The organism is Mycolicibacterium gilvum, assembly GCF_900454025.1.
GTDB lineage: Bacteria > Actinomycetota > Actinomycetes > Mycobacteriales > Mycobacteriaceae > Mycobacterium > Mycobacterium gilvum.
In genome coordinates this window covers 5,252,987-5,267,212 of record NZ_UGQM01000001.1, presented here as the reverse complement: position 1 = coordinate 5,267,212, position 14,226 = coordinate 5,252,987, and the positions used below count along the sequence as shown (strand labels likewise).

The window sequence follows — 14,226 nt, the reverse complement described above, 5'->3', positions numbered from 1 at the left end:
ACGGAGAGTGCTTCGCGGTCGAAGGGTCTCAAACGCGTCGTGGTCGCGTCGATGGCGGGCACCGTCGTCGAGTGGTACGAGTTCTTCCTCTACGCGACCGCGGCCACGCTGGTGTTCAACAAGGTCTTCTTCGCAGAAGGCACGAGCGAGGCCGCCGGGCTCATCGCAGCGCTGCTGACCTACGCGGTCGGCTTCGTCGCGCGCCCGCTCGGCGGCATCGTCTTCGGCCACTTCGGCGACAAATACGGCCGCAAGAAACTGCTGCAGTTCGCGATCCTGCTCGTCGGTGTCGTGACGTTCCTGATGGGATGCCTGCCCACCTATCACCAGATCGGAGTGTGGGCCCCGATCCTGCTGGTGGCGCTGCGATTCATCCAGGGCTTCGCGGTGGGCGGCGAATGGGGCGGAGCGGTGCTGCTCGTCGCCGAGCACAGCCCGGCCAAGGACCGAGGCTTCTGGGCGAGCTGGCCGCAGGCCGCCGTGCCGGTCGGCAACATGCTCGCCACCGTCGTCCTGCTGGTACTGACCGGGGTGCTGCCCGAGGCCGCCTTCATGTCCTGGGGCTGGCGCGTCGCGTTCTGGTTGTCGGCCGTCGTGGTGCTGATCGGCTACTACATCCGGACCAAGGTCACCGACGCACCCATCTTCGTCAAGGCCCAGGAAGAGGTCGACCGCGTCAAGGCGGTGTCCTTCGGCGTGGCCGAGGTGCTGAAGCGCTACCCGCGCGGCGTCTTCACCGCGATGGGGCTGCGCTTCGCGGAGAACATCATGTACTACCTGGTGGTCACCTTCTCGATCGTCTACCTCAAGACCCACGTCGGTGCCGACACCAGCGACATCCTGTGGTGGCTGCTCGCGGCGCACGCGGTGCACTTCCTGGTGGTGCCGCAGGTGGGCCGGCTCTCGGACCGGTTCGGCCGCCGGCCCGTCTACATCGTCGGCGCGATCCTGGCGGCCACCTGGGGCTTCTTCGCGTTCCCGATGATGAACACCGGCAGCTACCTACTCATCATGGCCGCGGTCATCCTGGGCCTGATGATCCACGCGCTGATGTACGCGCCGCAGCCGGCGATCATGGCCGAGATGTTCCCCACCCGGATGCGCTATTCCGGTGTGTCGCTGGGCTATCAGGTGACCTCGATCGTGGCGGGGTCATTGGCGCCCGCCATCGCGACGTGGCTGCTCGACAAGTTCGGCACCTGGGTGCCCATCGCGCTGTACCTGGCCGGCGCGGCGGCCGTGACCCTGGTCGCGGCGTGGTTCACCCGTGAGACCAAGGGCATCGACCTGCACACGTTGGACGCGGCCGACCGCGAACAGTTGGAGAAGGCCGGCATCGTATGAGCGAGTCGGGTGTCAACGACCTCCGCAGCCGCACCGCAGTGGTCACCGGCGGCGCCGGTGGCATCGGGGCGGCGTGCGCGAAGGCCCTCGCCGAACGCGGTGTCACGGTCACCGTCGCCGACATCGACGAGGTGGGCGCCAAGACGGTGGCCGAGGAGATCGGCGGAAAGGCTTGGGCGCTGGACCTTCTCGACGTCGCTGCCCTCGAGAGTCTGCAGTTGGAGACCGACATCCTGGTCAACAACGCCGGAGTCCAGAACATCAGCGAGATCGCGGAGTTCCCACCCGAGAAGTTCCGCTCGATGATGGCGCTGATGGTCGAGGCGCCGTTTCTGCTGATCCGTGCCGCACTACCGCACATGTACCGCAACGAGTTCGGCCGCGTCATCAACATCTCGTCGATCCACGGCCTGCGTGCGTCGCCGTTCAAGGTCGCCTATGTGACGGCCAAGCACGCGCTGGAAGGGCTGTCCAAGGTGACGGCGCTCGAAGGCGGACCGCACGGCGTCACGAGCAACTGCGTCAACCCCGGATACGTCCGTACCCCGCTGGTGACCAAGCAGATCGCGGATCAGGCCAGGACGCACGGCATCCCGGAGGACCAGGTGGTCTCCGACATCCTGCTCAAGGAGAGCGCGGTCAAGCGGCTCGTCGGGCCGGAGGAGGTCGGCTCACTGGTGGCGTGGCTGGCCTCGCCCGCGGCCGGGATGGTCACCGGCGCGTCGTACACCATGGACGGCGGATGGAGCGCTCGGTGACCGAACCTCAGTGGACCCCCGCTGAGCGCGACATCGCCGAGGCCGAGATCACCGCCTTCACGCGGTTCGTCGAGCAACGCACCGGAAGGGACTTTCCGGACTACCACGCGCTGTGGGCCTGGTCCGTGGAGGACGTCGAGGAGTTCTGGGCGGCGCTCTGGGACTACTTCGACCTCGGTGAGCGGGCGCAGCCGGTTCTGCAGAGCGCGGAAATGCCCGGGGCGCAGTGGTTTCCCGGCACGGAGATCAATTACGTCGATCAGGTGATGCGCCACGTCCGGACCGATCGGCCGGCGATCCTTCACGTCAGTGAAGACGCGCCCGATCGCGAGGTGTCCTGGGCCGAACTTCTCGGGCGCACCGCCGCGTTCGCCGACAGGCTGCGTGCCGCGGGGGTCGAGTCCGGCGACCGGGTGGTCGGGTACCTGCCCAACATTCCCGAGGCGGTCGTCGCGTTCCTGGCGACCGCGAGCATCGGTGCGGTCTGGAGCGCGTGCGGACAGGACTATTCGGCCAAGGCGGCCCTCGACCGTCTGGGGCAGCTGGAGCCGAAAGCCCTCGTCGCAGCGGACGGGTACACCTATGCGGGCAGGTACCACGACAAGAGGGCCGATGTCGCGGCCCTGAGGTCCGAGATTCCTTCGCTGACAGCTATTTTCACACTCGACGATCTCGCGGCGCGTGTCGAGACACCTCTCACGCCCGCCCGGGTGCCGTTCGACCATCCGCTGTGGGTTCTGTTCTCGTCGGGGACGACGGGGCTGCCGAAGGGTATCGTGCACGGCCACGGCGGCGTCGTGGTGGAGCATCTCAAGGCTGTTGCGCTGCAGTCGGATATCGGCAGGGACGACGTCTTCTTCTGGTACACGAGCCCCAGCTGGATGATGTGGAACTTCCAGGTGGCCGGCCTGCTGGTGGGCGCGACCATCGTCTGCTATGACGGGAGCCCCACCGCGCGGCACCCGGAGACGTTGTGGGAGATCGCATCCCGGGTGGGCGCCACGGTGCTCGGAACCAGCCCGGGATACGTGCTGGGCTGCATGAAGGCGGAGGCGACGCCGGCGTCGACCTACGATCTGTCGGCTCTGCGGTCGGTGGGCATCACCGGTTCGGCGCTGCCGGCGGCGTCGTCGCTGTGGTTGCAGGACCAGGTGGGAGTTCAGGTCGCGTCCATCAGCGGCGGCACCGACGTGGTGTCGGCCTTCCTCGGTGGCGTGCGGACGGTGCCGGTGTGGCCGGGCGAGCTGTCCGCCCCATATCTCGGGGTGGCGCTGGACGCCTGGGATGAGGACGGCCAGCCGGTGCGTGGCGAGGTCGGCGAGCTGGTCATCACGAAACCGATGCCGTCGATGCCCGTCGGATTCTGGAACGACCGCGACGGAAGTCGTTATCGCTGCGCCTATTTCGACACGTACCCGGGGGTGTGGCGGCACGGGGACTGGATCACCCTCACTGATCGCGGCAGTGTGGTCGTCCACGGTCGTTCGGATTCGACGCTCAACCGGCACGGTATCCGGATGGGCAGTGCCGACATCTATCAGGCGGTCGAAAGTCTTCCCGAGGTGGCCGAAGCGCTGGTGATCGGCGCCGAGCTACCCGACGGCGGGTACTGGATGCCGTTGTTCGTGGTGCCCGCCGACGGGGTGAAACTCGACGACGGGTTACGGGACAAGATCAACGAGCGCATTCGCACCGAGCTCTCGCCCCGGCATGTGCCCGACGAGATCATCGCCGCACCGGCGATCCCGCACACCCGCACAGGTAAGAAGCTCGAAGTCCCCATCAAGAAGCTTCTCCAGGGCGGCGATCCCGCGAAGATCGTCGAGCGCAGCGCCGTCGACGACCCCGCGCTGCTCGATTGGTATGCCGGGCAGTGCCGCGCCGTCACCTCGACGTGAGTCAGGCGGCGTCGGGTTTGTCGAAGGTGATGAGGTCGATGCTGAGTCGGCCTTCGGTGTCGCTGATGCGGCGGCGCACGGGTGGGCCGGGCAGGGTCGGGGCGATCGAGTAGTGCACCGCCCCGGTCGGGGTCACCCATCGCGCGGTGTGTGACCCGTCCTGTGTTCCGGCGCTGACCTGCCAGCCGGGCGCCTCTTTGGCGTAGTTGCACGCCGCGCACTCACCGAGCCCGTTTTCCGCACTGGTCTTGCCACCGGCACGATCGGGCGTCGCATGATCGTGATGGCGTATCGGGGCGTCACAGTAGGGCGTGCGGCAGGTCTGATCACGCCGATCGATCAACGTGGCCAACCCCTTCGGAAACAGCCGCGCCCGCGACTCCATCGCCACCAACTGCCCCGACCGCGGATGCCGATACAACCGCCGCAACGTGGCCCTGGCTCCCTTGTCAGCGACCGCGTCGCCGGTCAGCGCGCGGCAGAACCCGGCCGGGACCGGCCCGTACCCGTCGAGCCACCCCGGGCAGTCGTCATCACCGGCCAGCGTGGTGTCGGCCATCACCAGGTTCACCTCGACCGGCACCGCGGTCCCCGCTGAGCGTCCGGTGATCCGCTCGAACGCGGTATCGGTCATGACCTGACCGCGGGAGCGCCCATCGAAGGTCGTGTCGGCGTGGTGTTTGAGCGCGGCATACATTCCGATGCCCTGGGCCAGCGGCAAAAGCACGGTGAAATACACCATCCCGTTCGGTGCGGGGCGACAGCTGACCCGCGCCTGAGCCGCCGCCTTGTCGGCGCGCTCGACCACCGCTGCGACATCCAACCGTGCGGCGATCTTCTTGGCCTCGGCCTCCACCCGCTTGTTGCCCCACCCCTCAAAACGCGACACGTCGGCGCACATCTCGGCGTCGAGGCGCCGACGGTCCTCGACGCTCAGACAGGCCGATTCCCGCACGATCAGCGTCGCCCGCCATTCCGAGAGCGCGCCGCACTCCAACGCCGCCCACGTATGCGGCATCTCGCCCATCAACGCCTTGGCAAACCCCAGATGCTGACCACCCTTGACCGGGGCATCCCGGCGGGCCAACGCGACCTCCGAGGCCAACCCCTTACCCCGCCGACGCGCCGGCACCCCCGCAGCCTCCTCGGCAGCAGCACGCTTGGCCGCCCACAACGCGGTCGCGCGCGCCTGGGCCGCCGCAGCCGCCGACTTCAACCGCTCACACCGCTCGACGACCGCCCGCAGCTCGGCCTGCGACGCCCCCTCATCAATATCGAACAAACTTTCGAACATGCCACCGAAGCTACCCCACCCCACCGACACGTCCGCGTCCTCGGCGGACACCGACTCCGGAGGCCGCCACCACCGCCGCGAGCCCGAGGAAACCGAACGGCACGGTCGAGGCTGCGGCGATCGCAGCGACGACGAGAGGCCCTGCGGCATCGCCGCACTCGCGCCCGATCTCGGCGGCCCCCATGGTCTGGCCCAACCGCTCCTCCGGCGTGGACCGCGCCAGCATCGTGAAGGCCAGCGGCGTGATGAGCCCGCATCCGACGCCGATGACGACCGCTCCACCGAGTAACCCCACCAGTCCCGGCAGGGCCGCCGCGGCGACCCCGGCCGCGGTCACCACGACGCCGGTGAAGAGCCCGGACGTCAACGAGATCCTGCCCGAATCCGCGGCGCGCCCGGCCAGTGGTTGCACCACGGCGGTGGTCAGTGCGAGCACCGACACGACGGCACCGGTGACGACCGGGGACAGGCCGAAGTCGGTGCCCAGCACCGGCAGGAAGCCGACCCCGGCCGACAGCGCCGCGGTCGCCGCGGCGAGCGCCAGTGTCGGTGTCACGAACGAAGACTCGGAGAACCGTCGCACCGTGTCGAGAAGTGTCTGACGGGTTCTCGGCAGCACGGCGAGGCGGGGGACCGCCACGGCGGCCCACACAGCGACGGCGGCTGCGAGTGCGGCCATCACCGCGAACAGGGCCTGAAGGCCGCCGAACGTCACGATCGCACCGCCGATCAGCGGTCCCAGGGTGTAGCCGACCGACTTGTACGAGCCGTATGTCCCGAACGCCCGGCCCTGTCCCGACGCGGGTGCCAGCCGCGCGACCAGAGCGGACGCGGCGGGGGAGAAGGCGGCGGCGCCGATGCCCTGTCCCAGCCGTGCGGCCCACAGCCACGCGGTCTCGTCGGCGACGGCGAAGCTCAGCGACGCGACGGCGAAGACGGCCAATCCGGCGATCAGGACCGTGCGCGCGCCGATGCGGTCGGCAAGCGTCCCGAACAGCGGTTTGAGGATCACCTCGGCGCCGTCGTAGATCGCCAGCATTGCACCCAGGGTCAGCAGCGACGCCGCCGTCCCGGTGGTCGTGGTGCCCAACGTGCCAGCCACGGCGTGGGCGCCGAACGCGGTGGTAAAGCCGGCCGCCAGCAGCGGCGCCCGCTGCGCGGTGGGACTCAGGGGAGCCATGCGCCGAACCGGCGCAGCGCCTCCTCGATGTCGGAGGACGGCCCCGCGAAGGACAGCCGGACGAAGGCGCCGCCGCGGACGGTGTCGAAGTCGACGCCAGGCGCGATCGCAACACCGGTGTCGGCCAACAACTTCGAGCAGAACGACAGCGAATCGGTGGTCAGGTGCGAGACGTCGGCGTAGACGTAGAACGCGCCGTCGGTCGGCGCGAGGCGGTCGATGCCGAGGGCCCGCAGCCCGTCGAGCAGCATCGTCCGGTTGGCCCCGTAGCCCTCGAGCAGCGATTCGGCCTCGGCGACCGACTCGGGGGTGAACGCGGCGACGGCGGCCAGCTGAGGCAGGACGGGTGGGCAGATCGTGAAGTTCCCCGTCAACCGGTCGACGGCGCGCTTGAGCTCGTCGGGCACCAGCAGCCAGCCCAGCCGCCAGCCGGTCATCGCGAAGTACTTCGAAAAGCTGTTCACCACAATGGATTCACGCGATGTCTCCCATGCGCAGCTGGTGGCCGGCGCGCCCGGGTACACCAGGCCGTGGTAGACCTCGTCGCTGATCAACCGGACGCCCGAGGTTTCGCACCACGCCGCGATCGCGGCCAGTTCCTCAGGCGCGATGACGGTACCGGTCGGGTTCGCAGGGCTCGCGACGATCACACCCGACACGGGGGGATCGAGCTCGGTGAGCATCTGCAGCGTCGGCTGGAAACGCGTGTCGGGTCCGCACGGCAACTCCACCACCTCGCATCCCAGCGCGGACAGGATGTTGCGGTAACAGGGGTAACCCGGGCTGGCGATCGCGACGCGGTCCCCGACGTCGAAGCAGGCCAGAAACGCCAACAGGAACCCACCCGACGACCCGGTGGTGATGACGACGTCGCCTGGATCGACCTCGAGTCCGTGGCGGTCCTGGTAGGAACCGGCAATCGCGGTGCGTAACTCGGGGATGCCGAGCGCGACGGTGTATCCGAGCTGGTTGCGGTGCAACGCCGCGACCGCGGCATCCCGAACGGCAGTGGGAGCGCCGGCACTGGGCTGACCGGCGGACAGATTCACCAGATCCCCGTGCGTTCGTTGGCGCTCGGCGGCGGCGAGCCACACATCCATCACGTAGAACGGCGGGATGCCCGAACGCTGCGAGGGGGTCACCGTCTCAGGCTAGAACACCTCGGATTCGAGCCGGCGGAGCTGTTCGCGCGGCGGCGGGAGCAACTGTGCGCTGCCGTGGGCGCGCTTGAAGTAGAGCTGGATGTCGCTCTCCCAGGTGATGGCGATACCGCCGTGCATCTGCACGGCCTCGGCGGCTGTCTTCGAGAAGGCCTCGGTGGCGGCCAGCCGTGCCAGCGCCGCCGACGTCGACGACGGTTCGGCGACCGCCTCGTCGACGACGGCCTTCGCGGACTGGACCGCGACATACAGGTCGGCCATCCGGTGCTTGAGCGCCTGGAAACTGCCGATCGGCCTGCCGAACTGCACTCTGTCCTTGGTGTACTGCACGGTCAGGTCGAGGCACTTCGACGCGGCGCCGACCTGTTCGGCGGCCAGCAGGATCGCGGCGATGTCGGCCAGCCCCGGATCGGTGCCGAGCGGGGAGGTCTCGGTCACCTCCAGTGACGCCAACGGACGGGTGATGTCCATGGCCACCGACGGTGTGGCGGTGAAAGACGTCCACCGGCTGAGGGTTTCGCCGTCGGTGCCGATCACGACGTCGGCCACGTTGCCGTTGACCACGTGCTCGGGGTCGAAGACGACGGTCCCGATGGAGGTGCCCTCCGCCAGTGCCTCCAGAAGCGCGGCATCGGGTGCGTCGACCGACAGCAGCGCCAGTTCGGCGAGCGTCGTACCCAGCAGCGGGGTCGGCACCAGCCGCTTGCCCAGCTCTTCGAGTACCACTGCGGCGTCGGCCAGTTCGCCGCCGGCGCCACCGAGTTCCTCGGGCACGACCAGCGCCGCGGCGCCGACCTGCTCGCAGAGCATCGTCCACAGCGCCTCGTCGTAGCCCCGTTCGGACGCGGCTGCCGTGCGCACCGCCTCCGGGGAGGCGTGCTTCTCGACGAGCGCGGCGACGGTGTCGCGCAACAACTCCCGTTCTTCGCTCATTTGGTCAGCGCCTCCAGTACTCGATGCCGATGCCACGTCGGATCACCCCAGGCGGGCCGCAACGCCTGCACCCGCAACAACAGCAGCGAAAGGTCGTGTTCCTGCGTGAACCCGATCGCCCCGTGCGTCTGCAGTGAGGAGCGCGCGGCGAGCAGTGCGGCATCGGCGGCGGCCACCTTCGCCGCGCTGACGTCGCGGGCGGTGTCCTGCGAACCGTCGGCCAGGGACAGGGCCGCTCCGTACACCAGTGGCCTGGCCAGCTCGACGGCGATCAACACGTCGGCGAGCTTGTGCTTGATCGCCTGGTACGTGCCGATGATCGTGCCGAACTGGCTGCGCTGCTTGGCGTATTCGACCGAGGCGTCCAGCATGGCCTGCGCGGCGCCGACCAGCTGCGCCGCTGTGGCGAGGGCGCCGAACTCGAAGGCGCGCTCGACGTCGGCGGCCCGGGCCTCACCGGATGCGGTGACCTCGAACAGCTTTCGCGCCGGATCGACGGACTCGTGCTGTGTGCCCATCTCGGCGTCGGCGACGGCGCCCTCGGTGGCGAGCAGGATCAGACCTGCGGTGTCGGCGTCGACGGCCCGTGAGACCAGCGGCGGCGCGGCGACGGTGGCGATCAGCTCGCCGGATGCCAGGGCGCCGACCCTGTCGTCGTCGCCGAGCAGTATCGGTGCCACCGCGATGGACTCGGTGACCGGTCCCGGGACGTTCCACCGGCCGAGCCGCTCGAGGGCGACCACGAGGTCGACGGGATGTGCCTCGATACCGTCGAACTTCTCCGGCACCATCAGTGCCGTCACACCCAGGTCGGTCAGCTGGGACCAGACCTTGCGGCCGGGAGCGGTATCGCCTTCCCCCCATGCCCGCACAGCGGCGGGCAGGTCGGCCGCGCCCAGCGCGGCGTCGATGCTGGCAGCGAAATCCCGCTGCTGGTCGTCGATCTCAAAGTTCACAGTCGTCTACTTTCGGGGCAGGCCCAGAAGCCGCTCGGCGATGATGTTGCGCTGGATCTCGTTGGTGCCGGCATAGATCGGTCCGCCGAGGGCGAACAGCAGACCTTCGGTGACCGGATCCATCAGTTCTCCGTCGGCCCCCCGCAGATCGAGCGCGGTCTGGTGCAGTGCCACGTCCAGGTCGGACCAGAACACCTTGGTGATGGACGACTCCGCCCCCAGCTCGCCACCGCCCGCGACGCGGGTGACGGTGCCGAACGTGTGCAGCCGGTAGGCCTGCGCCTTGATCCAGGCGTCGGCGACGCGGTCGGTGAAGACCGGATCGGGATTGTCCTTCCACTGCGCCACAAGCCGTTCCGCAGGCGCCAAGAAGCGTGCCGGGCTGCGCAGCGACATACCGCGCTCGTTGCTCGAGGTGCTCATCGCGGCGCGCCAGCCGTCGTGCACCTCGCCGATCACGTCGTCGTCGGGGACGAACACGTCGTCGAGGAAGATCTCGCCGAAGCCGGTGTCACCGCCCAACTGCGCGATCGGACGGACGGTGACGCCGTCGGCCTTCAGGTCGAACATGAAGTAGGTGAGGCCCTTGTGGCGCTGCGCGGCCGGATCGGAGCGGAACAGGCCGAAGGCGCGCTCACCGAACACCGCCCGCGAACTCCAGATCTTCTGGCCGTTGAGCAACCAGCCGCCCTCGGTCCGAGTCGCCGTGGAACGCAACGACGCGAGGTCGCTGCCGGATTCCGGCTCCGACCACGCCTGCGCCCAGATCTCCTCGCCGCTGGCCATTTTCGGCAGAATCCGGTCCCGCTGCTCCTCGGTGCCGTGCGCGAACAGGGTCGGTGCGAGCATCGACGTGCCGTTCGCGCTGGCCCGCCCGGGTGCCCCCGCACGGAAGTACTCCTCCTCGTAGACGATCCACTGCAGCAGCGACGCGTCGCGGCCGCCGTACTTCTCGGGCCACGTGATCACCGACAACCCGGCGTCGAAGAGCACCTTGTCCCACCGGCGGTGCTGTTCGAATCCGTCGGCGGTGTCATAGGACTTGGTCGGGAACGAGCCCTTGTTGGCGGCGAGGAACTCCCGCACCTCGGCCTGGAAATCCAGGGTGGCGTCGTCGAATGTCAGGTCCAACTCAGGCCCTCTCACTTCGTTGGCGGAGTAGCGGTTTGACCACCTTGCCGCCGGGGTTGCGGGGCAGCGCATCGAGGAACTCGACCGAGCGCGGCGTCTTGAAGTTGGCGAGATGCTCTCGCGCGTGGTCGATCACGGTCTTCTCGTCGAGTTCCGCGCCGGGAAGGGTGACCACGAAGGCCTTCCCGACCTCGCCGAGGCGATCGTCGGGGACCCCGATCACGGCGGCCTCGGCGACGCCGTCGAGGCGTGCGAGGACCTGCTCGATCTCGGCCGGGTAGACGTTGAACCCGCCGCAGATGTACATGTCCTTGAGACGGTCGGTGATCTTCAGGTTTCCGGCGGGGTCGAGTTCGCCGACATCGCCGGTGTGCAACCATCCGTCGCCGTCGATCGCCGCGGCGGTCGCCTCCGGGTCGTCGAGGTATCCGAGCATCACGTTCGGTCCGCGCAACAGCACCTCTCCTGACTCACCGATGCGCAGTTCGAAGTCGGCGATCGGACGTCCGGACGTGGTCGCGACGGTGACGGCGTCGTCGTCGGCGCGACACATGGTGCCGAAGCCGGCGGCCTCGGTCAGTCCGTAGGCGGTCAGCACGATGTCGATGTCGAGCTCGCTCTGCATCCGCTCGATCAGCACCACCGGGATGGTCGCCGCCCCCGTCACCGCGAAACGCAGTGAGCTCAGATCGAATTCGGAGCGCCTCGGATGGTCGAGCAGGGTCTGGTAGATCGTCGGCGGGCCGGGTAGCACGGTGATGCGATGCTCCTGCACCGCCTGCATCGTCTCCCCGGGGTCGAAGGTCAGCTCGGGATACAGCGTCGCCCCCGTCTGCAGGCAGGCCAGGATGCCGGCCTTGTACCCGAAGTTGTGGAAGAACGGGTTGATGCACAGGTAGCGGTCGTCCCGGGTGAGCTGACCGCATGCTGCCCACGCCGCGGACGCGTCGAGCGACTGGCGCTGGGCGCACCTGACGCCCTTGCTGCGTCCGGTGGTGCCGGAGGTGAACAGGATGTCCGACACGTCGTCGGCGGTGACGGCGGCCGCGCGGGCGCCGACGGCGGCCAGAGCTTCTTCCTTTGCGCCGCGTGCTATGTATTCGTCCCAGGTCCCGTCGTCGGTGTCGACGGGGATGCGCACGATGTGCCGCAGGGCGGGCAGCGAGTCCCGGTCGACGCTCGCGGCCTTGTCGGCGCCCAGGAACGCCCCGGACGCGAACAGCAGCGGTGCTCCGGTGCGCGCCAGGATGTCTTCCGCCTCGCTCGCGGTGTAGCGGGTGTTGAGCGGGACGAGCACGCCGCCGGCGTGGTGGATGGCCAGCGACGCCACCACCCAGTGCCAGGTGTTGGGCGACCAGATCGCCACCCGGTCACCGGGTTCGATGCCCAGGTCGATCATGGCGGCCGCGGCGTGGAGAACCTCGGAGCGCAGGCCGAAGTAGGTGAGCGTGCGCTGGGCCGTCACCACCGCGGGCTGGTCGGGAAGCTCTCGCGCGATCCGTTCGAGAACCGCGGGAGTGGTCCTCGGGGAGGTCGTCATCGAAGCTCCTGTAGCAGTCCGGGGTACCCAAGCAAGTGCTTGGTAGGCTACCCTACAGGGGTGATAGAGGTCCAGAAGTTCAGGGCTGAGGTCCGCGACTGGCTCGCCGAAAACCTGGTCGGCGACTTCGCGGCGTTGAAGGGTCTGGGCGGTCCCGGACGCGAGCACGAGGCGTTCGAGGAGCGGCTGGCGTGGAACCAGCACCTCGCGGCGGCGGGGCTCACCTGCCTCGGCTGGCCGGAGGAGCACGGCGGCCGCGGCCTGTCGGTGGCTCACCGCGTCGCGTTCTACGAGGAGTACGCCAAGGCCAACGCGCCCGACAAGGTCAACCACCTCGGTGAGGAACTGCTCGGCCCGACGCTGATCGCGTACGGGACACCGGAGCAGCAGCAGCGCTTTCTGCCCAGGATCCTCGACGTCACCGAGCTGTGGTCGCAGGGCTACTCCGAGCCGGGCGCCGGCAGCGATCTGGCCAATGTGTCGACCACCGCGACCCTCGACGGGGACGAGTGGGTCATCAACGGCCAGAAGGTGTGGACGTCGCTGGCGCACTGGGCCCAGTGGTGCTTCGTGGTGGCGCGCACCGAGAAGGGCTCCAAGCGTCATGCCGGCCTGTCCTACCTGCTGGTGCCGCTGCAGCAGCCCGGCGTCGAGATCCGGCCCATCATCCAGCTGACCGGAGACTCCGAGTTCAACGAGGTCTTCTTCGACGACGCGCGCACCGCCGCCGATCTCGTCGTCGGTGAACCCGGAGACGGCTGGCGCGTCGCGATGGGAACGCTGACGTTCGAGCGCGGCGTGTCCACGCTGGGGCAGCAGATCCGTTACGCGCGTGAGCATTCCAACCTGGTCGAGCTGGCCGAGAAGACCGGTGCCGCCGACGATCCCCTGATCCGGGAACGGCTGGTCCGCTCGTGGGCCGGACTGAAGGCGATGCGGTCCTACGCGCTGGCGACGATGGACGTCGAGAAACCGGGCCAGGACAACATCTCGAAGCTGTTGTGGGCCAACTGGCATCGCGAGCTCGGCGAGATCGCCATGGACATCGAGGGCGCGGCGGGATTGACACTGCCCGACGGCGAGTTCAGCGAATGGCAGCGGCTGTACCTGTTCTCCCGCTCCGACACCATCTACGGCGGATCCAACGAGATCCAACGCAACATCATCGCCGAGCGCGTGCTCGGCCTGCCCAGGGAGGCACGCCACTGATGAGCGCTCGCGCGAAGAGGAGACAACCATGACCGACCTTTCCCAAGCCCCGGCCGAGATCGACGGCCACGGTCTGCTGAAGGGCAAGGTCGTTCTGGTGACCGCCGCGGCAGGCACCGGAATCGGCTCCACCACCGCGCGCCGGGCACTCCTGGAGGGTGCCGACGTCGTCGTCTCCGACTACCACGAGCGGCGTCTCGGGGAGACCCGCGACGAACTCGCCGCGCTCGGGCTCGGCAAGGTCGACGCGGTCGTCTGCGATGTGACCTCGACCGAGGCCGTCGACGCGTTGATCACCTCGACGGTCGAGAAGGCGGGCCGGCTGGACGTCCTGGTCAACAACGCCGGGCTGGGCGGCCAGACTCCCGTCATCGACATGACCGACGACGAGTGGGACCGCGTCCTGAACGTGACGCTGACGTCGGTGATGCGCGCAACGCGCGCCGCGCTGCGGTACTTCCGCGACGCCCCCCACGGTGGCGTGATCGTCAACAACGCCAGCGTGCTGGGTTGGCGGGCACAGCACTCCCAGTCGCACTACGCCGCGGCCAAGGCCGGCGTGATGGCGCTGACCCGGTGCAGCGCAATCGAAGCCGTCGACTACGGGGTTCGGATCAACGCGGTGTCGCCGAGCATCGCCCGGCACAAGTTCCTGGAGAAGACGAGTAGCTCCGAGCTGCTCGACCGTCTCGCCGAAGGTGAGGCGTTCGGTCGCGCGGCCGAACCGTGGGAGGTGGCGGCCACCATCGCGTTCCTGGCCAGCGACTACTCCAGTTATCTGACGGGCGAGGTCATCTCGGTGTCCAGTCAGCGGGCGTGAGAC

General features: G+C 68.7%; 12 protein-coding genes. 5 read left to right on the top strand and 7 right to left on the bottom strand.

Translation table 11 applies throughout. From position 1 onward, the window contains the following. Positions 1-51 precede the first annotated feature (51 nt). The 3 genes from DYE23_RS24740 to DYE23_RS24730 are packed head-to-tail and all read left to right on the top strand — an operon-like array spanning position 52 to position 4,000. Positions 52-1,344: an MFS transporter gene (locus DYE23_RS24740; protein ID WP_235660626.1), complete on the top strand. Its 1,293-nt coding sequence runs from the start codon at positions 52-54 to the stop codon at positions 1,342-1,344. Beyond that, positions 1,341-2,102 (top strand): 3-hydroxybutyrate dehydrogenase, encoded by a 762-nt coding sequence (locus tag DYE23_RS24735; protein WP_013472866.1) that lies wholly within the window; start codon positions 1,341-1,343, stop codon positions 2,100-2,102. Before DYE23_RS24740 ends, DYE23_RS24735 begins: the two co-directional genes overlap by 4 nt. Further along, on the top strand, positions 2,087-4,000 hold the full coding sequence (locus DYE23_RS24730; RefSeq protein WP_011892370.1) for an acetoacetate--CoA ligase: 1,914 nt from the start codon (positions 2,087-2,089) through the stop codon (positions 3,998-4,000). Before DYE23_RS24735 ends, DYE23_RS24730 begins: the two co-directional genes overlap by 16 nt. A gap of 1 nt (position 4,001) precedes the next feature. Here the strand turns inward: DYE23_RS24730 and DYE23_RS24725 are convergent, their stop codons facing one another. From DYE23_RS24725 to fadD3, 7 genes are read right to left on the bottom strand one after another with little or no spacing between them, the layout of a single operon-like run. Continuing rightward, positions 4,002-5,294 (bottom strand): 13E12 repeat family protein, encoded by a 1,293-nt coding sequence (locus tag DYE23_RS24725; protein WP_115329094.1) that lies wholly within the window; start codon positions 5,292-5,294, stop codon positions 4,002-4,004. Positions 5,295-5,304: 10 nt separating this feature from the next. After that, positions 5,305-6,474 (bottom strand): MFS transporter, encoded by a 1,170-nt coding sequence (locus DYE23_RS24720; protein WP_011892372.1) that lies wholly within the window; start codon positions 6,472-6,474, stop codon positions 5,305-5,307. Beyond that, complete coding sequence (locus DYE23_RS24715) at positions 6,462-7,616, bottom strand: pyridoxal phosphate-dependent aminotransferase (RefSeq protein WP_011892373.1); 1,155 nt, start codon at positions 7,614-7,616, stop codon at positions 6,462-6,464. The genes DYE23_RS24720 and DYE23_RS24715 overlap by 13 nt, the downstream gene beginning before the upstream one ends. Positions 7,617-7,625: 9 nt before the next feature. Then, entirely contained in the window at positions 7,626-8,567 is a 942-nt protein-coding gene (ipdE2, locus tag DYE23_RS24710) for an acyl-CoA dehydrogenase IpdE2 (protein WP_011892374.1), read from the bottom strand. After that, a complete protein-coding gene (locus DYE23_RS24705; protein WP_011892375.1) occupies positions 8,564-9,523 on the bottom strand; it encodes an acyl-CoA dehydrogenase family protein in 960 nt (319 codons plus the stop codon). Before DYE23_RS24705 ends, ipdE2 begins: the two co-directional genes overlap by 4 nt. A gap of 6 nt (positions 9,524-9,529) precedes the next feature. Next, on the bottom strand, positions 9,530-10,654 hold the full coding sequence (locus DYE23_RS24700) for an acyl-CoA dehydrogenase family protein (protein WP_011892376.1): 1,125 nt from the start codon (positions 10,652-10,654) through the stop codon (positions 9,530-9,532). 1 nt (position 10,655) lies between these two features. Further along, positions 10,656-12,194 (bottom strand): 3-((3aS,4S,7aS)-7a-methyl-1,5-dioxo-octahydro-1H-inden-4-yl)propanoate--CoA ligase FadD3, encoded by a 1,539-nt coding sequence (gene fadD3 / locus DYE23_RS24695; RefSeq protein ID WP_011892377.1) that lies wholly within the window; start codon positions 12,192-12,194, stop codon positions 10,656-10,658. Between the two features lie 60 nt (positions 12,195-12,254). Between fadD3 and ipdE1 the strand changes: the two genes are divergently transcribed. Both ipdE1 and ipdF read left to right on the top strand, forming a co-directional pair. Continuing rightward, positions 12,255-13,403, top strand: a complete 1,149-nt coding sequence (gene ipdE1 / locus DYE23_RS24690; protein WP_011892378.1) for an acyl-CoA dehydrogenase IpdE1 — start codon at positions 12,255-12,257, stop codon at positions 13,401-13,403. Between the two features lie 28 nt (positions 13,404-13,431). Next, complete coding sequence (gene ipdF, locus DYE23_RS24685; RefSeq protein ID WP_011892379.1) at positions 13,432-14,223, top strand: (5R,7aS)-5-hydroxy-7a-methyl-1-oxo-2,3,5,6,7,7a-hexahydro-1H-indene-carboxyl-CoA reductase; 792 nt, start codon at positions 13,432-13,434, stop codon at positions 14,221-14,223. Positions 14,224-14,226 lie beyond the last annotated feature (3 nt).

Excerpts from the sequence above, each read along its gene's own strand:
- DYE23_RS24720 (WP_011892372.1), bottom strand. The coding sequence starts at position 6,474 with ATGGCTCCCCTGAGTCCCACCGCGCAGCGGGCGCCGCTGCTGGCGGCC.
- fadD3 (WP_011892377.1), bottom strand. The coding sequence starts at position 12,194 with ATGACGACCTCCCCGAGGACCACTCCCGCGGTTCTCGAACGGATCGCG.
- ipdF (WP_011892379.1), top strand. The coding sequence starts at position 13,432 with ATGACCGACCTTTCCCAAGCCCCGGCCGAGATCGACGGCCACGGTCTG.
- DYE23_RS24735 (WP_013472866.1), top strand. The coding sequence starts at position 1,341 with ATGAGCGAGTCGGGTGTCAACGACCTCCGCAGCCGCACCGCAGTGGTC.
- ipdE2 (WP_011892374.1), bottom strand. The coding sequence starts at position 8,567 with ATGAGCGAAGAACGGGAGTTGTTGCGCGACACCGTCGCCGCGCTCGTC.
- DYE23_RS24725 (WP_115329094.1), bottom strand. The coding sequence starts at position 5,294 with ATGTTCGAAAGTTTGTTCGATATTGATGAGGGGGCGTCGCAGGCCGAG.
- DYE23_RS24740 (WP_235660626.1), top strand. The coding sequence starts at position 52 with ATGGCGGGCACCGTCGTCGAGTGGTACGAGTTCTTCCTCTACGCGACC.
- DYE23_RS24730 (WP_011892370.1), top strand. The coding sequence starts at position 2,087 with ATGGAGCGCTCGGTGACCGAACCTCAGTGGACCCCCGCTGAGCGCGAC.